Here is a 23,474-nt window from a genome sequence, read left to right on the forward strand (position 1 = left end):
CTATGCGCCATATCTTTCACGTATGTCGCCCCTGCGTATCAACATTATACGCAGAGAACGTTATTTATTTTATTTGTTAAATTATCCACAGGGAGGGTAAACCGGGTATAAACAGGCTGGAAATGCTTGGTCTTATGCAAAACTGGCGGGCAGGGCGCCCGCCAGAGAGGGATTGCGATCGGGTTTAAGAACGGTTATTTCAGGTCATCGACCATCGCGATAGCACGGCCGATATAGTTGGCTGGTGTCATCGCCTTCAGACGCGTTTTTTCCGCTTCTGGCAATTCCAAACTATCGATAAATTCCTGAATACCGGCAGCATCAACACGTTTGCCACGAGTCAGCTCTTTCAGTTTTTCGTACGGCTTTTCAATCCCGTAGCGGCGCATCACGGTTTGGATCGGCTCTGCCAACACTTCCCAGTTGTGATCCAGTTCGTCAGCCAGACGATCGCGGTTCACTTCCAGTTTGCTGATGCCTTTCATCGTTGCCTGATACGCAATCAGCGCATAGCCCACGCCTACGCCCAGATTGCGCAGCACGGTAGAGTCGGTGAGGTCACGCTGCCAGCGGGAAACCGGCAGTTTGCTAGCCAGATGCCCCAGAACGGCGTTCGCCAGACCCAGGTTGCCTTCCGAGTTTTCGAAGTCGATCGGGTTAACCTTGTGCGGCATGGTGGAAGAACCGATTTCGCCGGCAATAGTTTTCTGTTTGAAGTGATTCAGGGCAATGTAGCCCCAAATATCACGGTCAAAGTCGATCAGAATGGTGTTGAAACGCGCGATGCAGTCAAACAGTTCGGCGATGTAATCGTGCGGCTCGATCTGCGTGGTGTACGGGTTCCAGTTGATGCCCAGCGAGGTAACAAAGCTTTCGCTGAACTGGTGCCAGTCCACTTCCGGATAGGCCGCCAGATGGGCGTTATAGTTACCGACGGCACCATTAATCTTGCCCAGAATCTCAACCTGTTGCAGCTGGCGATATTGGCGATCCATACGGTAAGCCACGTTAGCGAACTCTTTACCGATAGTGGACGGCGTAGCTGGTTGGCCGTGTGTACGGGAAAGCAGCGGGATATCGCGATATTCCTGCGCCAGCGTTTTCAGCGCATCAATGATTTGACGCCAGTGCGGCAGGATCACATCGCGGCGAGCGGTATCCAGCATCAGCGCATGAGACAGGTTGTTGATGTCTTCTGACGTACAGGCAAAGTGGATGAATTCGTTGACGGCGTGCAGCGCGGGAATTGCGGCAACTTTCTCTTTCAGGAAGTACTCAACGGCTTTCACGTCGTGGTTGGTCGTACGCTCGATCGTTTTAATGCGCGCTGCATCTTCTTCACTGAATTCGGCGACAATTTTATCAAGGAAAGCGTTTGCGTCAGCGTCAAATGCAGGAACTTCCTGGATCTCTGCACAGGCTGCCAGTTTTTGCAGCCAACGTACTTCAACCTGCACACGGAATTTCAGCAAACCGAATTCGCTGAAAATGGTGCGCAACGTGCTGACTTTATCGCCGTAGCGTCCATCAATAGGGGAAACGGCGGTCAGTGAGGATAATTCCATCGCAAGCAACTCCTGAGATTGGTTTCAATAACGATTAATTTCGATAAGGACAATGAATTATTAACAATAATCAATTTCGTGACGCTGGCGTTACTCACACCAGCGTCGATCATAGCGGCAAGAATACCATCAAACGGACGGGCAACGCGCCAATATCTGTTTCGCTTCTTTGACCAACTGGCTGCGTGAGAACATCAGCTGCAAGCGTCCGCCGCCAATCTGTTGCCAGAGCACCGTAGAGCGGATACCGGCCAGCAGCGCGGCACGCACTTTAGCCTGCACCTGACTGTTTTTCAGCACTTCCGGTGAACCAGTAACCTGAATACGTGGCCCCAGCGTACTAATGACATCCACATAAATCGCGGCCAGCGCACTCACAATCGTCTCGGAGAGCAGCTCGAAATGCTCCAGTTGGCGCTCCAACTGCCCGATGCGTTTGCCCAATTCGTCAAGCGCGGCAGACTTCGCATTCAGCTTGCGTTCTAACGCAATCAGGCTGAAAGCGTAGCGTGATAGCTCTGCACCCGCGCCTTTATTGCTGCTGCTATTCAGAATGCCGAGCAGCGTTTCCAGCCCAACTTTCAGGTTCTGCTCGTCATTACCGTAAACGGCCAGCGTAGACGCCGGATTGAGATTCAAAACGCTGTTCAGCGAGGTATGCAGCACATCGTTATTACAGTTCCCGGTGTGGGCCAACTGTTGGACTAAGTGTGCCGACTGACAAACGCCCGCTAGTGCTAGCGTGATTTCATAATAGTTCTTAGCCACGGTTACTCCTGTAAGCGCTCTTCGATGATGCCGCCGCCAAGGCAAACGTCGTCCAGATAAAACACGGCAGATTGGCCCGGAGTTACGGCTGCGACGGGCTCATCAAAACGCACGGTAATGCGATCGTCGCCAAGTGGCGTGACGGTGCAGGGGATATCCGCCTGACGATAACGGGTTTTCACCGTACAACGTAATTCAGCGGTGAGCGGCTGACGATCGACCCAGTGTAGCTGCTGTGCGATTAAACCGTACGACATTAGGCGAGGATGTTCGTGACCCTGCGCGACGTACAGAATATTGTTGGCGACATCTTTATCCACTACGTACCAAGGGTCTTCGCCGCCGTCTTTGACGCCGCCAATACCCAGACCTTTGCGTTGCCCCAGCGTGTGGTACATCAGCCCTTGATGCTGCCCCATCGGTTTGTTGTCGTCGACGGACAGAATCGGACCGGGCTGTGCGGGCAGGTAGCGCGCCAGAAAATCGGTGAATTTGCGCTCACCGATGAAGCAAATACCGGTAGAGTCTTTTTTCTTCGCGGTTGCCAGTTCCAACTCTTCGGCAATTTTACGTACCTGCGGTTTTTCCAGCTCACCGACCGGGAACAGGCTTTGAGCGATCTGTTCGTGGCTCAGCGTATAAAGAAAATAGCTCTGGTCTTTGTTGCCGTCCATGCCGCGTAGCAAACGGCTTTTACCGTCAACGTCGTGACGACGGACATAGTGGCCTGTCGCGATATAGTCTGCGCCGAGATCTTCAGCGGCGAATTCCAGAAAGGCTTTGAATTTGATTTCTTTGTTGCACAGGATATCGGGATTGGGGGTACGGCCCGCTTTGTATTCTTCAAGGAAGAGTTCAAAAACGTTGTCCCAATATTCGGCGGCAAAGTTGACGGTATGTAATTCGATACCCAGCTTGTCGCAAACAGCCTGTGCATCGGCAAGGTCTGTGGCCGCTGAGCAATATTCCGTGTCGTCGTCCTCTTCCCAGTTCTTCATGAACAGGCCTTCAACATGATAGCCCTGTTGCTGTAACAGGTAAGCGGAAACGGAGGAATCAACACCGCCGGACATACCGACAATCACTTTTTTCTGGCTGTTATCTGACATGGAAGTCTCACGAACTGAAATTTACTGACGCATTGATGCGAAAAACAAGCGGCGTATTTTAGCATGTTGAACCGAGGGCTGCATCGCTATTCCTGCCGTACGGTGGTTAAGTCCGCTCACGGCAGGAATAGCAAGATGCCTAAAATGGCCAGTTAAACGCGCTCAATACGGTTAATGGATAGCGCTCTGGCTGCTGGTAGCAGCGAATACTTTCGGCTACCAGCGGCGAACGAAGCTGATGCGAATGCAGAATGTCCTCGGCGGTCAGCCAGCGGCAGCATTCGATATCGCTGTCATGCGGCTGGGTATCGACCCGCGCAGGCAGATCGAGCGCGAAGCAAAAGCGCAGAAACGGTGTGCTGTCGGGGGCGATCCATTGGTGCAGACGCAAGAAACTCTGCGGTGTGGCCTGAATGCCTGTTTCTTCCCACAGCTCACGGCTTGCAGCCTGAATCAGTGTTTCGTCGGCTTCCAGATGGCCCGCGGGCTGGTTCCACAATAATTTGTCGTTAATTAACTCTTCGACGACCAGAAAATGGTTTTCGGCCTGTACCACACAGGCGACTGTCACATGGGGTTTAAACATCCGTTATCTCCTTCCATTCTCCGGGTAACAGGTTTTCTACGGTCTGATTGGCCATGCCGTATCGAATCAGACGTAATGTAGGATACCCGATATTTGCCGTCATACGACGAACTTGCCGATTACGGCCTTCATGCAGAGTGATTTTTAACCAGCAGTCGGGAATGCTTTTACGCTCGCGGATGGGCGGATTACGCGGCCACAGCCAGTCAGGTTCCGGGACGATCTCCGCACTGGCGGGCAGCGTTTTGCCATCATTTAGGTCCAGACCCGTACGAAAGCGCGTCAGTGCGTCGTCGTCAGGAATACCTTCGACCTGCACATAGTAAATTTTGGCTGTTTTCTTCGTTGGCTGGGTTAGCTGTGCCTGAAGCTTGCCGTCATTGGTGAGAATCATCAGGCCTTCGCTATCGCGATCCAGACGCCCGGCAGCATAAATACCGCTAACCGGAATGTAATCTTTCAGCGTCCGGCGTCCGGCTTCATCAGTGAATTGCGGTAGCACATCGAAGGGTTTATTGAACAAAACGATGCGGCGCGGCGCGTTGTCAGGCTGCCTTTTTCTTGCCGGCTGTGAGCTGAATCGTTTAACTTTGTGATTTTTAACAGAGAATTTATTCATCATCTTTATAGTCGCGGATAACAAAAGCATTATACTCAAATGGTTTGCGATTGGCGCGGGCTAAATATTCAAGTAGTATTGACACGCATCTTACAAGTCATTAACAAAATTGCGCTCGAAGGAGAGGTTAATGGAAAGCAAAGTAGTTGTACCGACAGAAGGTCAGAAAATCACGGTTGACGCTCAAGGCAAACTGGTTGTTCCAAACAATCCGGTCATTCCGTTTATCGAAGGCGACGGCATCGGTATCGATGTAACGCCAGCCATGATCAACGTCGTTGACGCCGCCGTGAAGAAAGCCTATCAGGGCAAGCGCGCGATTTCCTGGATGGAGATCTATACGGGTGAAAAATCCACGCAGGTCTACGGTAAAGATGTCTGGCTGCCGGAAGAAACACTGGATTTGATCCGTGAATACCGTGTGGCGATTAAGGGCCCGCTGACAACGCCAGTCGGTGGTGGTATTCGTTCTCTGAACGTTGCACTGCGCCAACAGTTGGATCTGTACGTTTGCCTGCGTCCGGTACGCTACTACGAAGGTACACCTAGCCCGGTTAAACAGCCTGAGCTGACCGACATGGTGATCTTCCGCGAAAACGCCGAAGACATCTATGCAGGTATCGAGTGGAAAGCTGGCTCTGCTGAAGCAGACAAAGTGATCAAATTCCTGCGTGAAGAAATGGGCGTTAGCAAAATCCGTTTCCCTGAGCAGTGTGGTATCGGCGTGAAGCCGTGTTCCGAAGAAGGTACCAAACGTCTGGTTCGCGCCGCAATCGAATACGCGATCACCAACGACCGTGATTCCGTCACGCTGGTACACAAAGGCAACATCATGAAATTCACCGAAGGCGCGTTCAAAGACTGGGGCTACCAGTTGGCGCGTGAAGAATTCGGCGGTGAGCTGATCGATGGCGGCCCGTGGGTGAAAATCAAGAACCCGAACACCGGCAAAGAGATCGTGGTAAAAGACGTGATCGCCGATGCGTTCTTGCAACAAATCCTGCTGCGTCCTGCTGAATACGATGTGATCGCCTGTATGAACCTGAATGGTGACTACATTTCTGATGCCCTGGCGGCACAGGTTGGCGGTATCGGTATTGCTCCGGGCGCGAACATCGGTGACGAATGTGCACTGTTTGAAGCCACGCACGGTACGGCACCGAAATATGCGGGTCAGGATAAAGTGAACCCAGGTTCCGTTATTCTGTCTGCTGAAATGATGCTGCGTCACCTGCAATGGTTCGAAGCGGCTGACCTGATTGTTAAGGGCGTTGAAGGCGCGATCAAGAACAAGACCGTGACTTACGATTTCGAACGTCTGATGGAAGGCGCTAAACTACGGAAATGTAGCGAGTTTGCGCAGGACATCATCGATAACATGTAATCCAGTGTTAAGCATGGGTTAACAATAGGGGCCTCGATTGGCCCCTTATTTTTTGTGTTAAAAACCTTTCCCCAAAACCCTCCCCAAAATGTTTCCCCAAAACCGTTCAATAACTAGGCTAGTTTTGTGCCGATAATCACCTAATCCTTACCTCTGTCATCGTTATATTTGTCAGTCATTTTCCTCGATCTGTGACCTGGTAGTTTCTGAGTGTCGATCCCTCGATCGCGATAAAGCCTTTCTGAAAGAAATCGCTGTTCGTGAAAGGTTGGCTCAGTTCCCTAATCCCATATCGATCCGCTTTTATCTCTGACTTTTTGAATGTAGAAGTCAGTATTTTTGTTGATACGCGTTGCGTATACGGGCGGTTGTTGGAGAAAAATAATGTTGGAGGCGGTGTTATACGGAGTTTTCACACTAGCGGTGATTTTCGCTCTGGAATATCACGACGTCCACAATGAGATTGCCCATCAGGACAATCAGCACAGCACAAATATTAAAGTGAATTCAGATGAAACACAGATCGTTTATTGGACAATTATCAAATGTGACCCAATCGGTCGTCAGTGCGTTAGCGATGATGTTGCGGATCGGTTGCTTGACTACACGTACCGTTTACGTGCTAGCACAATACGTCCCGTTACAAGCGGAACTGACTTTCACTGCCACCGGTTGCAAACTGACGTATGCGCAGGTTGTTTATTGGGTTGATCCGCTATTGACGGCAATTGATCAAGCTAACAATCAGCTTTCTGGAATACGTAGAACGGAATCCATTTATTCCTCGCAATAGTGGGGATCTTTTATCAAGAGGAAGTGAAATGAAAAAATACGCTATTGCGTTAATGTGCCTGTTTTCGGTTTCAGCATTTGCCGAGACCTATAAAGGCTATCCTGATATCCCAGGCAATGCAGTTGGTTTTGCTACAGAGGTCATCAGTTATACTCCAGGGAAAAATGTAGACTCAAATCGTAAAGTGCCAGAGCGGGTTTTGGGGGAGCCTACTGTTTACAGTACCGGTAATGCGTCATTATCTCTTGGTTCAGCAGGCAGTATGGTTGTCGGTTTTGCTCCGTACGCTATTAAGAAAAGTGGCACAGCAGACGCTGATTTTTATATTTATGAAGTTGGGATTTACGAATCATGGGATGCTTATGTTTCTAATGATGGCAATTTATGGATCAAGGCTACTGCGGTATTTACTGAGATCAATCCTGAGCCGGACAGTATCGTCGCAACTCGTGGTTCAGTTATTGGCTATGATGTTGACGTTATTGATTCGACAGAAGATTCATTTGCCTATCTAAAAATTGTAGACACGAGCCTATCATCCTATACAGGGTCAGCCGGTTCAGATATTGATTCTATTGTTATTACGAGTGCTAAAGCACTCGGCACTGAAATATTTGTCGACACCGACTCACGCAACGGCAAGGTTTACAATCTGTATCAGAATGATGTCACTGGAGCAGTAGGCGTCAAAATCATTAATAAAGATAACGTTGTGTCGTATGTCCCTTTCTCTACCGATGACTCTTTGAAGGCTATGGCATTATCGCTACAAGGTGATTTCAATTGTGATGATGAAAAAGATATTAACGTCTTGGCAGCGCGTAAATCTGATAACATCCACTTAAACATCATCAAGCAGCAAAATGGCACAGCCATTAGGACTATCGATAACTCAGTTATCAAATAAGGCATTACAGCAGGCATTCACTGAGTGCCTGTGATAATGACTGACCTCAATGCAGCGCTTCATCAGCACCAGTGGTAAATGTAACACCGTTCCTCCTATAGCGAGCCTGGATGGGTTGTATTTTAACCAAATAACGCCATTAATCGGTAAGTCTCAATTCAGGGGAAACTACACTGGGCCGATTTGGCCCCTTTTTTACGGATGACCAATCCCCTGTGAGTCGGGAATGAGCCGGAAGTACATGTGTTCGGGAATCGGACTGTCCCAACTGCCGATATACATTGCAAAACCGATCATGCCAAAAAGAATGCCGAGCACCAGTACCGTCATCGCAATACCGGACAGCGCAGTTTGTCGCCATAGCGGTTTAGTTGTTTCGCTGCCTTTTCCCTGCGAGCCTGAGGGCTTCATCAGCGAAAAATGGAGCGTTGAGGCCACCGGGCAGGATTCGACGCAGGTCATGCAGGCCGTGCATTCCGCCGTTCTCACCTGAATCAGTTTATCTACCGGAATGTTAGACGGGCAGGCCTTGGCGCACTTGCCGCAATCGATACAACTGGTGGCGTTGCGGCGAATCTTGAAAGGCGACAGCAGCGAAAATACCCCCAAGAGCGCACCATAAGGACAGAGGTAGCGGCACCAAAAATGGCGGACGAACAGGCTGACAAACGTAAAAAGAAAAACGCAAACTAACGTGATGGTGCCGATATTACGGAAGAAGCCGAGCATTTTGACGTCGGCGATCAAACCGTAGGGCGACATCAGGAACATATAAATACCCTGTGCCGGCATCGATAAGGCGATATAGAGGAAAAAACCTAATAATAGATATTTCAGGCTACGCAGCGGAATATCCAGCCACTTCGGAAGAATGAAATGACGTCCAACTATCTTTTTCCCCACAGCGCCCACACACTCGGAAATCGTGCCGATAGGGCACAGCCAGGAGCAGAACGATTTCTTCAGCAACAGGCTGGTGAGAATAAATGCGATAAGTAATAGCATTGACGCAAGGTGGATAGGGGGAAAATTACCCGTTTCCCACGTGAATTTAACGTTCATCAATCCGGCAATTGGCAACCAGCCTTCAATACCACCGGGCCTCGACATATAAAGGCTCGTTCCGCCAGTTTCAAAGTAGCGTACCCAAAAATAGAAGGTGATGCCGATATAAACGTTGATTGCCAATAGCAGAACTTGCGTCGCTCTGCGCCAGGTCAGGGCGTTGCGCCAGTCATTCCAGGGAAGTTTACCGCCAGTGGTTCCTGGGCGGCGTTGCCACCGCTTTCTTGCTTTCTCGCTCATTGCTCTCAATTGCCCCCATTTATTTTTTTCACTCGGCGCTTTCAATACACCGAAGGGATTGTGGGGCAACGTTATCACGCTCGGAATGGTTAAAAATTGATTTGTGCATTGTAAATGCATGTTTGTGGTTTTTTTAGCTGATTGATTTGAATAAGAAGAGAGACAAGAGTGCAGAAGGACGATTTTTCTAAGAGCAAAATGAGAGATATAAAAAAGAATGGATACGCAAACGTACCCATTCTATTAATTACCAGACGGTATTATCTTGAATATATCTTTTATGCTTCAAATTGCGTATGTTGCCCGACGTCAGCGTATAGGAATACCTTGCTACATTTGCACAATTCTTATGATTTAGGTCATTTTTATTAAAAGCAAAGATTATAGTTATTATTAAATAATCTTTTTTATTTTTTTCTTTTAATTAGCGCCTGAGAGTTTAATTCATGAGTTTTTGCATTATGCCTGGGTATGCTGTTTTGCCTGTAGTTCCTCTTTTCGCATCGTTCTGACAATTTTATAAATCCATTGCAGTGAGACATTATATTTTTTAGCCAGAGCGCTGTGATTGCGCCCGTCAAACTCTTCATAGATTTGAAGATCGCGTTGAGACGCGCGCCAAGAGATTCCCATCGGGAAATAAACGTTTTGCCCACCCCATACGGTCATCATATGTTTGGCAACGGCATTGCCGACCAACTCAGCGGTTTGTGGATCTAACTCCGTGACGTTTTTGACCGTATCGGCAACGTGTTGAGAAAGTTCGACCAGAAGCTCAGGACCTTTACTGCGAAATTGTGGTTCAGTCATAAATCACCCTATTGTTATGTGTGTTGTTACTGACGTGAAAACTGGGTTGTTACCTTTGCAGGGATGCCCTGCTGCTATGTGTCTATTTAAAACTATAGTTGTTTTTGTGTCAACATCTTTAGTTTTAATTTGAGTTGTTTTTGGTTGTAAAAAGAAATGACAACCCGCGAGGCTACACGCAAAAGAGGCCAGATGAGGGGCAAAAAAAATCCCGCCACAGGGCGGGAAAGGAACAACATAGACAGGATGAATAACACAACATCAACAAGGGTTGATGAAACAATAGCACGGGGATTGTATAAAATTGTTGCGCGTAGGTAAGGTTACTTGGGCGGGGGTAAACGTTTTTTAGCGCTGAAACGTTTATTGGTAAAGCGGTTACTGGCAGCCCTTTTATTGGCAAAAAATGTATTGATCAAACAAGCCGGCGTCCGTATTGGTCCGCCGGCTTTGATGAGAGAAAAGATAGAACTATGGCGCGGGATACCGGCCAATACAGGACTACAGCAGCACCGAATACCAGAACACGCGGCCAATGATCTCGACTTCGGATTCGTAGGCTTCTTCGTCAGCCTCGCGATTGAAGCTATGGATGACGAGAAGACCGCCAGGCTTGCGATAAAGTTGTTTGATTCGTTTTAGTTTGTCGTTGCCGCCGCCTTCCTGAGCGATGGCGTAGAGCTTTCCATCAATGATGCGTTTGTTGTTGGTATCAACCGCGACAGTCGTTCCATCAGGAATGATGGGTTCCATACTGTCACCCGCAGCCGGGAAGCAAAGAACGCCTGAACCGTCCGTATTTGCACCAACCTTACGCAGTGTAGCTTTAGAGAAACGGAGCTTAAAGCCGTTGTAATCCTCACTTTGAATGCGTCCGTCGCCGCAGGCAAACTCAATATCCTTTAAAAAGGGCACTTCCACCTCGTCCTCTGATAGTTCTGTCGTGCTGTCCCAAGCTGATACGGTGCCCCATTCGGATTTTGGCGGAATACTGGGTTCCTGGAGCGAGCGAGTGACTTCGCTGCTACGCATTGGGTCTTCGCCGTTTGCCAACCATTCAGGACGAACATGTAGTGCATTGGAAAGCTCAACAATTTTGGTTGTCTGCGACGCTTTCCCCACCTCGATCTTCTGTATGGCGGCCTGAGATACGCCAATCATGTCGCCAAGTGCTTTTTGACTAAGCCCTTGGGCAGTTCTGGCGGTCTTTAATCGTTCTGCAAGTGTCGTTTTCATTCGTTCAATGTACAACCTAGGTTGTCATTTATCAAGCGGGTATTAATCTTGTTTAAAAAAAACCAACGCCATTCGTCATTACTACGTGTGAAAATCGCGCATAAATACAACTTAAAATACGACTTAGGTTGTTATGTTGTAAGGCTAACCTTGTGTGGCTGGACGAGATAGCGTCGACATCCCTAAACGCTATCGCTCAATTATCAAAAATCCTAATAAGTATCAGGCAACCATAGTATCGTCTTATTCCACCCCTGATTTGCTTTAAACGTGAGCGTCACTTGATCTAAATCACAATCTGAACGTATGCATTTTGCTTTTATGGAAATCCCGCTGTGGGAAATATAACCAATAAATTCGTTTCATTAAGCATACGCATGACTGCGTGTCGCGGAGGATGTATGTCTGTAATTCGCACGTGTTTAAGTCTGTTTGGTGGTGATACGGTAATTGTTCGGTGTACAAATACATTTGAAGTGCAAATGAGCAGTAGTGAACAGGCAACCATGACCGAAGAGAATAGTGCAACGCAGGATTCTATTTGCCGTCATGCAGAAGGCGAAGTGTATTTAACTGTGCCTTATACCGGGATCTGGGATGTCGTGATCCGAGCAAAAAATGATACACCTGAGCATTCAATAACCTATTTCCCCGCCTGATGACGTTCTGGTTGGTTATATTCTGTTAATAACTTGATAATACGTTGTCGTTATCTGGTCATGAGCACTTGAATATACCAACCTTCTCCTTCCTTTTCTTCCCCCATCGCTCAACGTTGTGAGTACGTCGGTATCTTTCTATTTCGCTTTTTATCTATTATCTTAATTGATTCTTTCACTTGTTATTATTAATGATTTTCAGGGAGGATAGAGTCTGGATCTTTTGCCATACTCATACCCAGCCACCATGCATTTTGACTCTTGGCAAGATAGGGGGCTTTGGTTTGTTAACGTTGGCTTGCTGTTCTTATCGTGCTCATTACTGCAACATTTTGGATTTATCGCTAAATTTTTGTCTAATCTGAACATTAATACGGTGGGAGGGGGGAACCCATGAGTCGTGCCCCAATAAGCAAAGATGAAGACAAACGTCTTGCTGCTCTTCGTGAGTATGGAATTAAGAACGTATTATTCGACCCGGGTTTGAGTAACCTGATTAGTCTGGCCGCTAACATCTTCAGCGTGCCTATCGTTTTAGTGTCGTTGGTAGAGGCTGAACGCCAACTGTTTGCCGCGAGCGTGGGCGTTCCTTTTTGCGAAACGCCTCGCGATATCTCTTTTTGCGCGCATACGATCCTAAAGAAAAAGATTATGGTAGTGCCCGATGCCCTTAAGGATGCGCGTTTTAAAAACAACCCGCTGGTTGTGGGCGTTCCCTACATTCGTTTTTATGCCGGTATTCCATTAATTACACCGTCCGGGCATGCCATCGGCACCTTGTGCATTATCGATTTGAAACCCAGAACGACATTCACCAAACGTGATGAACATAATTTGCAGGATCTGGCTTCATTAGTCATGGATAAGCTGGAGATGCGACGTCTGGAACTGGCGCGGAAAGCCAGTCAGGTGCGTTTTGAAAATATTGCCAATACCTCGCCCGATACCATTTTGTGCGTTAATGAGAAGGGGATGATCACCTTCTGGAATACCGCCGCGGAACACATGCTGGAATATACTGACGAGGAGATTATTGGCCGCAGTATTAATACCATCGTGCCCGATGCCTTTGTCGTGCAGCTCAATCATCTGGTCACCGATCGGGATTCGATGATGAAAGGCGTGACGCTGGAACTGAACGTACAAGCCAAAGGCGGTAGCCTGGTTCCAGTCGAATTGTCGGTTTCGATGTGGGAAGACAACGACAATGTTAGCTATGGCGCGATACTACGTGACATTACAGAACGGCGACGCAATGAAGAGCGGCTGTTTTTGCTGGCGCATCTGGATCCACTAACCGGATTGGCAAACCGCACGTTGCTGACATCCAATCTGGAAACTGCACTAAAGAATGAACCTGCAGTTTGTATCATGATGGTCGATCTGGACGGGTTTAAGGATGTGAATGACAGTTTGGGGCATTCCAGCGGCGATAATATTCTGGTGCATGTCGCCAAAAAAATAAAAGCCACGGTTCGCTCCGGTGATGTTGTGGCGAGAATGGGTGGGGATGAGTTTGCGCTGTTGTTTCCCGGTCTGAGTGACAAAAAGGTCGCGGGCAAAATTGCCGAGCAAATCATCCATGAAATTTCGCAGGCGATGATTATTGACGATCATCAAATCAATATTAGTGCCAGTATTGGCGCGGTGCTGTACCCAGAATACGGGTTGACCGTGCAGGATCTGTTGACCAGCGCGGATTTAGCACTGTATCAGGCGAAGTCTGAAGGTCGAAACTGCTACCGCTTTTTTACGCGCGAGCTGCTTGAGGTCTTTCAGGCTAAGCATGCCTTCCAGTTAGAATTTGTGCGCGCTTACGAGCAGCATGAATTTGAGATGTTCTACCAGCCACAGGTTAAACTGGCGACGAATGAGATTGTGGGTGCCGAGGCGCTGCTGCGCTGGCGTCATCCGGAAAGAGGGCTGCTTAGCCCCGCGGCATTTCTTACCGCACTGGAAAATGGCCCGTGGGCAGAACGAGTCGGGGATTGGATCGTCGAAACGGCATGCAGGCAGGCGGCGGAATGGTGCCAGGCGAGCGACAGCTATTTTCGTATCAGCATTAATCTTTTCAGCGCACAGTTTCGTACCGGTATGTTGGCGCAAAAGATTATGGATATTCTTTCGCGTACAGGGTTACAGCCAAGTTCGCTGGAGCTGGAAATCACGGAAAATATCATCCTGCGTTACGACGAAAGTATGCTACAGCCGTTAAATACGTTGCGTGAAGCAGGAATCGGTATTGCCTTTGATGATTATGGAACGGGCTATGCGTCGCTCAGTATGCTTAAAAACTACCCGGTGACTCGGCTGAAGATCGATCAAACTTTTGTCCGAACCATGTGCGAGTCTCCGCCGGATGCGGCGATTGTTCGAGCGATCCTGTATCTCGGGAAAAGTTTTGGTCTGGGTGTGATTGCAGAGGGGGTGGAAACATTAGAGCAGAGCGAGCGTCTGCGGGGTAAAGGGTGTGAGGAAGCGCAGGGATATCTGTTTGGACATCCAATGCCTGCAGAGGAATTTACCCAGTTACTGAAACTGAATAAGCCAATAGACGTTTAAGCAAGATAGACGAACAGCGGTTTTACCATCCCGCCTCACCAGAAAGCCAGCGTCCGCTGGCTTTCATACTTTGCGCTCCCCGCGCGGTTCACAGACTAAAAAGTGGAATATGGATCACATTTTTTCTATAGTGCTGGCTCGTAACCCAGTACCGGATGTCCCGTGCACGAAATATTTGAGATGCTCCTTGCGGTCTTTGACCGCGCCGCGCTGATGCTGATTTGTCTGTTTTTCCTGACCAGAACGCGCCAGTTCCGGCAATTACTGCAAAAAGAGCAACACTCGCCAGGAGAGCGAGTGACGGTGACGGCCATTTTTTCACTGTTTGCGCTGTTCGGTACGTATTCCGGCATTAATGTTGAAGGGTCGCTCGTCAACGTGCGCGTGATTGCCGTGATGTCCGGCGGTATTCTCTTCGGTCCTTGGGTCGGCATTGCGACGGGTATCATTGCGGGGGCACACCGTTATCTCATTGATATCGATGGCATCACCTCCGTCCCTTGCCTGATTACCAGCATCATCGCCGGTATCACTTCTGGCTACATCAATAAGAAAGTCAAAAAAGAACAGCAGTGGAGCATCGGTATTCTGGGCGGCATGCTGTGTGAGTCGTTAACCATGCTGCTGGTTGTAGCATGGGCGACGCCAATCGAGTTAGGGCTGGATATTGTTTCAAAAATTGCGGTGCCAATGATTCTTGGCTCCGTTTGTATTGGCCTGATTGTCCTGCTGGTGCAAAGCGTGGCGAATGAAAAAGAGGTCATTGCCGCCAGACAGGCTAAACTCGCGCTGGATATCGCGCACAAGACACTGCCATATTTCCGCAATATCAACAGCGATTCGCTGACGGCCATCTGTAGAATCATTCGGACTGAAATTAATGCAGATGCGGTGGCAATAACGAACACGCAGCACATTCAGGCGTATGTGGGGATTGGGGAAGAAAAGTATAATATCGGCCACGACATTATTAGCCCAATGACACAGCAGGCGATTCATGACGGGAAAATCATCATTAAAAATAATGATGAACAGCACCTGACGCCGGAAATCCATTCGATGATCGTCATCCCGCTGTGGGAACACGGGCAGGTAACCGGCACGCTGAAAATCTATTATCGCCATGCGCATAAAATTACCTATTCACTACGCGTGATGGCCGTCGGTTTATCGCAAATCATGTCAACGCAAATTGAAGTGTCCCGCACCGAGCAACTGCGTGATATGGCAAATAAAGCGGAGCTGAGAGCGCTGCAAAGTAAGATCAATCCGCATTTTCTTTTTAATGCGCTGAATGCGATCTCCTCATCTATTCGTATTAATCCCGATACCGCGCGCCAACTGGTGATCAATCTGTCTCGCTATTTGCGCTATAACCTCGAACTCAACGACGATGCGCTGATCGATATAAAGAAAGAGCTGTACCAGATTCAGGATTATATCGCGATTGAGCAGGCGCGGTTCGGCGCCAAGCTAACGGTGATTTACGATATCGACGACGATTTAGCGTACAAAATCCCCAGCTTGTTAATTCAGCCGCTGGTAGAAAACGCGATTGTGCATGGTATTCAGCCTTGCAGGGGCAAAGGAACCGTTGTGCTATCCGTGAAGGAGCAGGGCGATAAGCTGCTGGTGGCGGTAAAAGACACGGGTAATGGCATTAGTCAGGAAACGATGGATCGCGTTGCGCGTAACGAATTGCCCGGGAATAGAATTGGTCTGCTAAATGTCCATCACCGGGTTCGCTTGCTCTATGGCGACGGTTTGCATATTCGCCGGCTGGAACCTGGGACTGAAATTTATTTCTACATTCCACGAGAAGATAAAACCCCGTCGGCGTTGCCGGATGCCGTTCAGGTGCCGCAGCCGGGATATTCTGCTGCTGAACAAACAGGAGGCAACCCATGAAAGCCATTATTGTTGAAGATGAGTTCCTCGCGCAGCAAGAGCTGAGTTACCTTATCAAACAGCACAGTGATATTACGATTGCGGCGACATTCGATGACGGGCTGGATGTACTGAAATACCTGCAACATAACGACGTTGATGCGATCTTTTTGGATATCAATATTCCTTCGTTAGATGGCGTCTGGCTGGCGCAAAATATCAGCAAATTCGCGCATAAGCCTTACATCATTTTTATTACGGCGTACAAAGAACACGCAGTTGAAGCATTTGAAGTCGAAGCCTTCGATTACATTCTTAAGCCGTATCATGAATCGCGCATCATCACGATGCTGCGCAAACTGGAAACGACCTGGCAACAGCGACAAATGGCACCGGCTGTTGAAACAGGCACGCAGGCGGGGGCTCCGAGAGGCGCACAGCAAACCATTAATTTGATGAAGGACGAACGGATTATCGTCACGGATATTAACAATATCTACTATGCGGCCGCGCAGGAAAAGGTCACGCTGGTTTATACCCGGCGTGAGGAATTCATCATGCCGATGAATATTACGGAGTTTTGCAGCCGCTTGCCGGAAGACTATTTCTTCCGCTGCCATCGTTCTTACTGCGTCAACCTGACTAAAATCCGTGAAATTGTGCCGTGGTTTAACAATACCTATATTCTGCGATTGAACGATCTGGATTTTGAAGTCCCGGTAAGCCGAAGCAAGATAAAGGCGTTCAGGTCATTGATGCGTCTTTAACGGCATTTCATTCCGCGTTTCAGGCATCTCATTCCCCATTCGATCAACCACTGTCAGCCCGCTTGTATACTGGCCTCAGCCCATAAGCTGACAGTGTTTTGATGGATTTTCTCTTCTCCACATCAGCTTATATTTTTTAGCGTGCCGAGTGAATCGGACCAATTTTTGATGTAGGGGAAAGCCCATGAATACCAAACCTGTAAACCGGGGATTGATTGTCCTCGGTACTATCATCACCCAAATGGGACTCGGCACGATTTACACCTGGAGTTTATTCAACCAGCCGCTGGTGGACAAATTCGGCTGGACGCTGAGCTCTGTGGCGACGACGTTTTCTATTACCAGTTTCTGTCTGGCCTTTGCCACGCTGTTTGCCGGTAAATTTCAGGAACGTATTGGTCTGCGCCGATTAACAATGATCGCCGGTATCGCGCTGGGCGCGGGGCTGATGGCGAGTGCAGCAAGCCCGTCTCTGACGCTGATTTATCTGCTGATGGGGGGTGTTGTCGGTTTTGCAGACGGCACGGCTTACATTACGACGCTGTCCAATTTGATCAAATGGTTCCCTAACCGTAAAGGGCTGATTGCGGGCATTTCTGTTGGCGCATTCGGTACCGGAAGCCTGCTGTTCAAATACGTAAACAGTTTTTTGATTGCGGAAGTCGGTGTGTCAGAAGCCTTTTTCTACTGGGGCATTATCGTCATGGCGATGATTCTGGTCGGTAGTTCACTGCTGAAAGAACCTGCTGCGGTACCGGTTCAACAGGCTTCGGTTCAGGGGCAGACGCGTGATTTCTCACTGGCTGAAATGTTGGCGACCAAAGAATCGTATTTGCTGTTTATTATTTTCTTCACCGCATGCATGAGCGGCCTGTATTTGATTGGCATTGTGAAAGATATCGGTGTGCAAATGGCCGGAATGGATATGGCGACGGCGGCCAACGCCGTGTCTGCGATTGCGATTTTTAATACCGTTGGACGTATTGTGCTTGGCGCGCTTTCCGATAATGTCGGACGTATGCGGGTGATCAGTTTTACCCTGTTCGTGACGATTCTAGCGGTATCCGTGATGACATTCCTGCCGCTTAATCCGCTTCTGTTCTTTACCTGTGTCAGCGCCATTGCCTTCTGCTTTGGTGGCAATATCACGGTGTTCCCGGCGATTGTTGGTGACTTCTTCGGCCTGAAAAATCACAGCAAAAACTACGGCGTGATTTATCAGGGGTTCGGTATCGGTGCGCTGTCTGGCTCGTTTATTGCCGCACAGTTAGGGGGCTTCCAGGCCACCTTTATGGCCATCATCATTATGTCGGTTATCTCGCTACTGATTACCCTGTGGGTGAAACCACCGAAACATCAACCCGTTGAGGCCTCAATGCGTACGGATATGGCACACGCACAGAGCTAATCGAATACCGTGGCGGGCAGTCGAAAGGCTGCCCGCCACCACATTTTTCTGACATAAGGTTTTTCTGCCACACGATTTCCCCTCACTTACCTGCTGAAATATCGCGATACAGTTCATCACCTTCCCAGTCATCTACGTGTCACAGGCGAACCCTAGCGTCGTTATCAGCACGCCTTTTTCCTAAAACACGTTTTCCAAAATGAAATTTTCCTAAAAATAACGCGATTTTCCTAAAAACAAATCGTACCGGAGAAAACATCATGATGATTCGGTTTGGGTTCACGTCTGTCTTTTTGATGCTGTTAAGTGTGGTCTTGTTCATTCCGCTGTCTGCCAAGGCGGCTGTTGAACTGACGTTTTGGCATGGTATGGACAGCAACCTGAATACGGAATTGATACGGCTGGTCAACCGGTTTAACGAGTCTCAGACGATGTATCACGTTGAGCCTATCTATAAGGGCAGCTATGAACAGACGCTGGCTACTGGCATTGCGGCTTACCGCACGGGTAACGCGCCAGATATTTTGCAGGTTTATGATGTCGGTACACCGAATATGATGCACAGCGGGGCGATTATCCCGGTGTTCGATTTGTTCAAGCTGGTTGGTATCGATAATGACGAAAAAGCCTTTTTGCCTGCGGTGGAGTTGTTTTACAGCGATAGCCAGACTGGGCACCTGATTTCCCAGCCGTTTAACAGTTCAACCCCCGTCCTCTACTACAACAAAGATGCGTTTATTAAAGCGGGGCTCGATCCTGATAAGCCGCCACGCACCTGGAATGAGCTGGCGTACGACGCGATGCGGCTGCGTGAGAGTGGAATGACATGCGGCTATACGAATGCAGGTCAGCAGGGCTGGATATTACTGGAAGCCTTTAGCGTCTGGAACGGATTGCCGATTGCGACGAAAAACAATGGCTTCGATGGTGTCGACGCGCACCTGTTGGTGAATGGTCCGTTGCAGGTTGCGCACATCACCCAGCTTGCGGAGATGATGAAGAAGAAGGAATTCAGCTATTTCGGCCGCAATGATGAAGGCGCCACGCGCTTTTATAACGGTGACTGCGGAATATTGACCACGTCATCGGGCGGGCTACGCAAGATTCAGAACTATGCCAAATTTCACTACGGTGTCGGGATGCTGCCCTACAGCGAAGAAGCGAAAGGTGCGCCGCAGAATACGTTCATCGGAGGGGCAAGCCTCTGGGTCATGAAAGGGAAAGCGGCATCGCATTATCAAGGGATCGCTGAGTTCCTGCATTTCCTCACGCTGCCGGAAAATGCCGCAGAATGGCATCAGATGACGGGCTATATGCCCGTGACACAGCCTGCCTACGATCTCACGCGCGAGCAGGGGTTTTATGCCCGATATCCCGGCAGCGATGTTGCCATGAAACAGCTCACTAATAAACCGCCACTGCCTTATACGCGTGGGTTCCGCTTGGGCAACATGCCGCAAATTCGTACCATTATGGATGAAGAACTGGAGAAGGTCTGGGCAGAACAAGAAACGCCGCAGCAGGCGCTGGACAATGTGGTTTCGCGGGGCGATCTCCTGTTGCAGCATTTCGCGCAGTCGGTTTCCCGTCACTCGTGATATTTCCCGTTGATTTGGAGTTTTCGACAGATGACAAGGCAAAATAGAGGCATAACTCAGGACGTGATTGCGGCGCAAAACGCGACGGTTCTGGCAGTAGCACATCGCGGCGTGTGGGATTCGGCACCGGAAAATTCGCTGGCGGCGCTGCGTGAGGCGATTCGTCTGGGTGTTGATATCGTGGAAATTGATGCGCAATTAACGGCAGATAGCCACGTTGTCGTGATTCATGATGATACGCTCGATCGCACGAGCGATATGAGTGGCTGCATTGGCAAGATGACGCTGGCGGAGATTCGTCAGGCTCGTCTACGCGGGAGCGATGGCGGTTCTGCATGGCCATTGAGTAACGAAAAAGTCCCGCTGTTGTATGAAGTTCTCGAAGAGGCGCGGGGGCGTATTGTCATCAATGTGGATGTCAAACATGAGCAGGAATTTGGTGTGATTGCCCGCGATATTCGCGATAAAGGCCTGAGTACTGGCGTGATCATGAAAAGCCCGGTTGATCTTGCCTCTGCCCGTTTTCCCCTTGCATCACCGTCGCTGGATACCCAGGTGCCCTATATGCCGATGATCCACCTCAAACGGGGGAAAACCGTCGATATCTTGCGACAGATTGATGATATTGGCGTCGCCATGGTGGAAGCCAATTTTGATCATATTGATGCGGTGACCGAAGCGTATGCCGAGTTTCAACGGCTTGGGGTACGGATTTGGGTGAACACGCTGGATTGCTCGCATTCGCTCGACTATAGCGACACGCGAGCCTTAGCCGAACCTGACGCCGTATGGGGCGCATTAATTCGCGCTGGGGTGGGGGCGATTCAGGTGGATCACGCTGCCGAATTTATCGAGTTTCGCTCAACGTTGTCGCGCTGACATATTAGGATGACAGCCGGCAGGATGCCGCTTTCCTTTTGAAAAGTGTAAAGTTATGTGGATTTAGTAACTGAAAAGTTAAGAATGCTTGAAAATGCCACGGCAACCCATACGATGTATGGGTGCAAACTTTATCTTTCTGCAAGAGGAAATCAGACCTTTATGATGCGTATTGCGCTTTTCCTGATCACCAACCTGGCGGTGATGTTGGTTTTCGGGCTGGTACTCAGCCTGACGGGAATTCAGTCCAGCAGTGTCCAGGGCTTAATGATTATGGCTGGGCTGTTTGGCTTTGGCGGTGCGTTTGTTTCACTGCTGATGTCTAAATGGATGGCGTTACGGTCCGTTGGCGGTGAAGTCATTGAACAACCACGTAACGAAACTGAACGCTGGCTGATGGAAACGGTTCGTTCACAGTCACAGCAGGCTGGGATCGCGATGCCACAGGTGGCAATCTACCATGCACCGGACATTAATGCGTTCGCGACGGGAGCCCGTCGTGATGCATCGCTGGTGGCGGTGAGTACCGGTTTGCTACAAAACATGAGCCGTGACGAAGCGGAAGCGGTTATCGCGCATGAAATTAGCCATATCGCGAATGGCGACATGGTGACCATGACGTTGGTTCAGGGGATCGTCAACACCTTCGTTATCTTTATCTCTCGTCTGATCGCGCAGGTCGTTTCCGGCTTCCTGTCCGGCAACCGTGACGAAGGTGAAAGCAGCAATGGCAACCCGTTGGTTTACTTTGCTGTCGCGACCGTGTTGGAACTGGTGTTTGGTATTCTTGCCAGCATCATCACCATGTGGTTCTCACGCTACCGTGAATTCCATGCGGATGCCGGTTCAGCCAAGCTGGTGGGGCGTGAAAAAATGATCGCTGCACTGCAACGCTTGAAGACCAGCTATGAGCCGCAGGAAGAGAGCAGCATGATGGCTTTCTGCATTAACGGAAAATCGAAATCCTTCAGTGAACTGTTCATGTCACACCCGCCGTTGGATAAGCGTATCGAAGCGCTGCGCTCCGGCGAATACCTGAAGTAATTCAGGGAACTGTCTTCCCAACACTCTCATCCCAAAGGCTCATTCGGGCCTTTGTTATTTCTGCGTTTATGAGTTCATCGATTCTGCATTTTCTCCGCCTGAATGTTTTCATTAGATCTGAAACAGGTGGTGAAAATATGAAGAATGTTTTATAAAATAAAACCACGATCACGGAAAAATGAAACATTGTTTCTATAATGCCGATATAACAGGCGTCTCGCGTGAGATTGGTGGCCTGATTTTTGAACAACCGGTGTCGGGATGACCGATTTATCGGGCGATCGAAATGTCAGGTTATCGAAGAGTATGCGCGTGTGGCGTCAGATTCTTCATGATAAGTTCTAAGGATTTACGGATGGCCAAAGGTAACAAGATCCCCCTAACGTTCCATACCTATCAAGATTCAGCAACCGGCACCGAAGTTGTGCGTTTAACCCCGCCCGATGTTATCTGCCATCGCAACTATTTCTATCAGAAGTGTTTCTTCAATGACGGCAGCAAGCTGCTGTTTGGCGCTGCGTTTGATGGCCCGTGGAATTACTATCTGCTGGATTTAAAAGAGCAGAGCGCCACGCAACTGACGGAAGGCAAAGGCGACAACACCTTCGGTGGCTTCCTGTCTCCGAATGACGATGCGCTGTATTACGTTAAAAATACCCGTAATCTGATGCGTGTCGATCTGGCGACGCTGGAAGAGAAAACAATTTATCAGGTGCCTGACGACTGGGTCGGCTACGGTACCTGGGTTGCCAACTCCGATTGCACCAAAATGGTCGGTATTGAGATCAAAAAAGAAGACTGGAAACCACTGACCGATTGGAAAAAATTCCAGGAATTCTATTTCACCAATCCTTGCTGTCGTCTGATTCGCGTCGATTTGATAACGGGCGAGGCTGAGACCATCCTTCAGGAAAACCAGTGGCTGGGTCACCCAATCTACCGTCCGGGCGATGACAACACGGTGGCTTTCTGCCACGAAGGTCCGCATGACCTGGTGGATGCGCGTATGTGGTTCATCAACGAAGATGGCACCAACATGCGTAAAGTGAAAGAGCATGCAGAAGGCGAAAGCTGCACTCACGAATTCTGGGTTCCAGATGGTTCAGCGATGATTTACGTCTCTTACCTTAAAGACGATACCAATCGCTACATTCGCAGCATCGATCCCGTTACGCTGGAAGATCGTCAACTGCGCGTCATGCCGCCGTGTTCTCACCTGATGAGTAACTATGACGGTACGCTGCTGGTGGGTGATGGCTCCGATGCGCCGGTCGACGTGCAGGACGATGGCGGCTACAAAATTGAGAACGATCCGTTCCTGTATGTTTTCAACCTGAAAACTGGCAAAGAACATCGTATTGCGCAGCACAATACCTCTTGGGACGTGTTGGAAGGGGACCGTCAGGTTACTCACCCGCACCCGTCTTTCACGCCGGATAATAAACAAGTCCTGTTTACTTCTGACGTAGATGGAAAACCTGCGCTGTATCTGGCGAAGGTTCCTGATTCAGTCTGGCACTAATAATACTAATAAATCCGCGTCACATTTTATGGCGCGGATTATTTTAAAATATTTTCTTACATATTA

At 49.1% G+C, this 23,474-nt stretch carries 20 protein-coding genes and 1 pseudogene; 12 read left to right on the plus strand and 9 right to left on the minus strand.

The window, feature by feature from the left end; genetic code table 11:
- Positions 1-194: 194 nt before the first annotated feature.
- The 5 genes from purB to rluE form a co-directional block, all read right to left on the minus strand.
- Positions 195-1,565, minus strand: coding sequence for an adenylosuccinate lyase (gene purB, locus BUB06_RS00875; RefSeq protein WP_010297910.1), 1,371 nt, complete (start codon positions 1,563-1,565; stop codon positions 195-197).
- Positions 1,566-1,694: 129 nt separating this feature from the next.
- Positions 1,695-2,333 carry a high frequency lysogenization protein HflD gene (gene hflD / locus BUB06_RS00880; RefSeq protein ID WP_039472878.1) on the minus strand — a complete coding sequence of 213 codons (639 nt, stop codon included), beginning with the start codon at positions 2,331-2,333 and terminating at the stop codon, positions 1,695-1,697.
- A gap of 2 nt (positions 2,334-2,335) precedes the next feature.
- Entirely contained in the window at positions 2,336-3,442 is a 1,107-nt protein-coding gene (gene mnmA / locus BUB06_RS00885) for a tRNA 2-thiouridine(34) synthase MnmA (RefSeq protein WP_010275749.1), read from the minus strand.
- Between the two features lie 139 nt (positions 3,443-3,581).
- Positions 3,582-4,028, minus strand: coding sequence for an NUDIX hydrolase (locus tag BUB06_RS00890; protein ID WP_039472882.1), 447 nt, complete (start codon positions 4,026-4,028; stop codon positions 3,582-3,584).
- The gene (rluE, locus tag BUB06_RS00895) at positions 4,021-4,647 is read right to left on the minus strand and encodes a 23S rRNA pseudouridine(2457) synthase RluE (protein WP_039473343.1); all 627 of its coding nucleotides are present in this window, start codon (positions 4,645-4,647) and stop codon (positions 4,021-4,023) included. The genes BUB06_RS00890 and rluE overlap by 8 nt, the downstream gene beginning before the upstream one ends.
- A gap of 130 nt (positions 4,648-4,777) precedes the next feature.
- Here rluE and icd point away from each other — a divergent pair, with 130 nt between their 5' ends.
- A complete protein-coding gene (gene icd / locus BUB06_RS00900) occupies positions 4,778-6,031 on the plus strand; it encodes an NADP-dependent isocitrate dehydrogenase (protein ID WP_010297897.1) in 1,254 nt (417 codons plus the stop codon).
- Between the two features lie 140 nt (positions 6,032-6,171).
- Here icd and BUB06_RS22225 read toward each other — a convergent pair.
- Positions 6,172-6,383, minus strand: a pseudogene (locus tag BUB06_RS22225) (site-specific integrase); the annotation flags it as partial.
- 32 nt (positions 6,384-6,415) lie between these two features.
- Between BUB06_RS22225 and BUB06_RS22195 the strand changes: the two are divergent.
- Positions 6,416-6,742, plus strand: coding sequence for a hypothetical protein (locus BUB06_RS22195; protein ID WP_039472885.1), 327 nt, complete (start codon positions 6,416-6,418; stop codon positions 6,740-6,742).
- Between the two features lie 110 nt (positions 6,743-6,852).
- Positions 6,853-7,731, plus strand: coding sequence for a hypothetical protein (locus BUB06_RS00915; protein ID WP_010297890.1), 879 nt, complete (start codon positions 6,853-6,855; stop codon positions 7,729-7,731).
- 195 nt (positions 7,732-7,926) lie between these two features.
- Here the strand turns inward: BUB06_RS00915 and BUB06_RS00920 are convergent, their stop codons facing one another.
- The 3 genes from BUB06_RS00920 to BUB06_RS00930 form a co-directional block, all read right to left on the minus strand.
- Entirely contained in the window at positions 7,927-9,036 is a 1,110-nt protein-coding gene (locus tag BUB06_RS00920; protein ID WP_039472888.1) for a 4Fe-4S binding protein, read from the minus strand.
- A 459-nt stretch (positions 9,037-9,495) separates the two neighbouring features.
- Positions 9,496-9,846, minus strand: coding sequence for a Mor transcription activator family protein (locus BUB06_RS00925; RefSeq protein WP_010297884.1), 351 nt, complete (start codon positions 9,844-9,846; stop codon positions 9,496-9,498).
- A 501-nt stretch (positions 9,847-10,347) separates the two neighbouring features.
- Positions 10,348-11,082: an XRE family transcriptional regulator gene (locus BUB06_RS00930; protein WP_039472890.1), complete on the minus strand. Its 735-nt coding sequence runs from the start codon at positions 11,080-11,082 to the stop codon at positions 10,348-10,350.
- Positions 11,083-11,483: 401 nt separating this feature from the next.
- On the opposite strand from BUB06_RS00930, the gene BUB06_RS00935 reads away from it, so the two are divergent.
- The 9 genes from BUB06_RS00935 to ogl all read left to right on the plus strand — a co-directional run bounded on the left by BUB06_RS00935 (position 11,484) and on the right by ogl (position 23,408).
- Positions 11,484-11,741 carry a hypothetical protein gene (locus BUB06_RS00935; protein ID WP_072013010.1) on the plus strand — a complete coding sequence of 86 codons (258 nt, stop codon included), beginning with the start codon at positions 11,484-11,486 and terminating at the stop codon, positions 11,739-11,741.
- A gap of 393 nt (positions 11,742-12,134) precedes the next feature.
- A complete protein-coding gene (locus BUB06_RS00940; RefSeq protein WP_039472892.1) occupies positions 12,135-14,303 on the plus strand; it encodes a sensor domain-containing phosphodiesterase in 2,169 nt (722 codons plus the stop codon).
- Between the two features lie 162 nt (positions 14,304-14,465).
- Positions 14,466-16,211 (plus strand): sensor histidine kinase, encoded by a 1,746-nt coding sequence (locus tag BUB06_RS00945; protein WP_039472895.1) that lies wholly within the window; start codon positions 14,466-14,468, stop codon positions 16,209-16,211.
- The gene (locus tag BUB06_RS00950) at positions 16,208-16,957 is read left to right on the plus strand and encodes a LytR/AlgR family response regulator transcription factor (RefSeq protein WP_039472898.1); all 750 of its coding nucleotides are present in this window, start codon (positions 16,208-16,210) and stop codon (positions 16,955-16,957) included. The genes BUB06_RS00945 and BUB06_RS00950 overlap by 4 nt, the downstream gene beginning before the upstream one ends.
- 184 nt (positions 16,958-17,141) lie before the next feature.
- The gene (locus tag BUB06_RS00955; RefSeq protein ID WP_039472901.1) at positions 17,142-18,365 is read left to right on the plus strand and encodes an L-lactate MFS transporter; all 1,224 of its coding nucleotides are present in this window, start codon (positions 17,142-17,144) and stop codon (positions 18,363-18,365) included.
- 296 nt (positions 18,366-18,661) lie between these two features.
- A complete protein-coding gene (gene ugpB / locus BUB06_RS00960) occupies positions 18,662-19,963 on the plus strand; it encodes a sn-glycerol-3-phosphate ABC transporter substrate-binding protein UgpB (protein ID WP_236689872.1) in 1,302 nt (433 codons plus the stop codon).
- Between the two features lie 30 nt (positions 19,964-19,993).
- The gene (locus tag BUB06_RS00965; protein ID WP_039472904.1) at positions 19,994-20,842 is read left to right on the plus strand and encodes a glycerophosphodiester phosphodiesterase family protein; all 849 of its coding nucleotides are present in this window, start codon (positions 19,994-19,996) and stop codon (positions 20,840-20,842) included.
- Between the two features lie 162 nt (positions 20,843-21,004).
- Positions 21,005-21,886, plus strand: coding sequence for a protease HtpX (htpX, locus tag BUB06_RS00970; RefSeq protein ID WP_010297866.1), 882 nt, complete (start codon positions 21,005-21,007; stop codon positions 21,884-21,886).
- Positions 21,887-22,241: 355 nt separating this feature from the next.
- Positions 22,242-23,408: an oligogalacturonate lyase gene (ogl, locus tag BUB06_RS00975; RefSeq protein WP_010275714.1), complete on the plus strand. Its 1,167-nt coding sequence runs from the start codon at positions 22,242-22,244 to the stop codon at positions 23,406-23,408.
- The last annotated feature ends 66 nt before the right edge of the window (positions 23,409-23,474 follow it).

This window comes from Pectobacterium carotovorum, from assembly GCF_900129615.1.
In the GTDB taxonomy this organism is placed as follows: domain Bacteria; phylum Pseudomonadota; class Gammaproteobacteria; order Enterobacterales; family Enterobacteriaceae; genus Pectobacterium; species Pectobacterium carotovorum.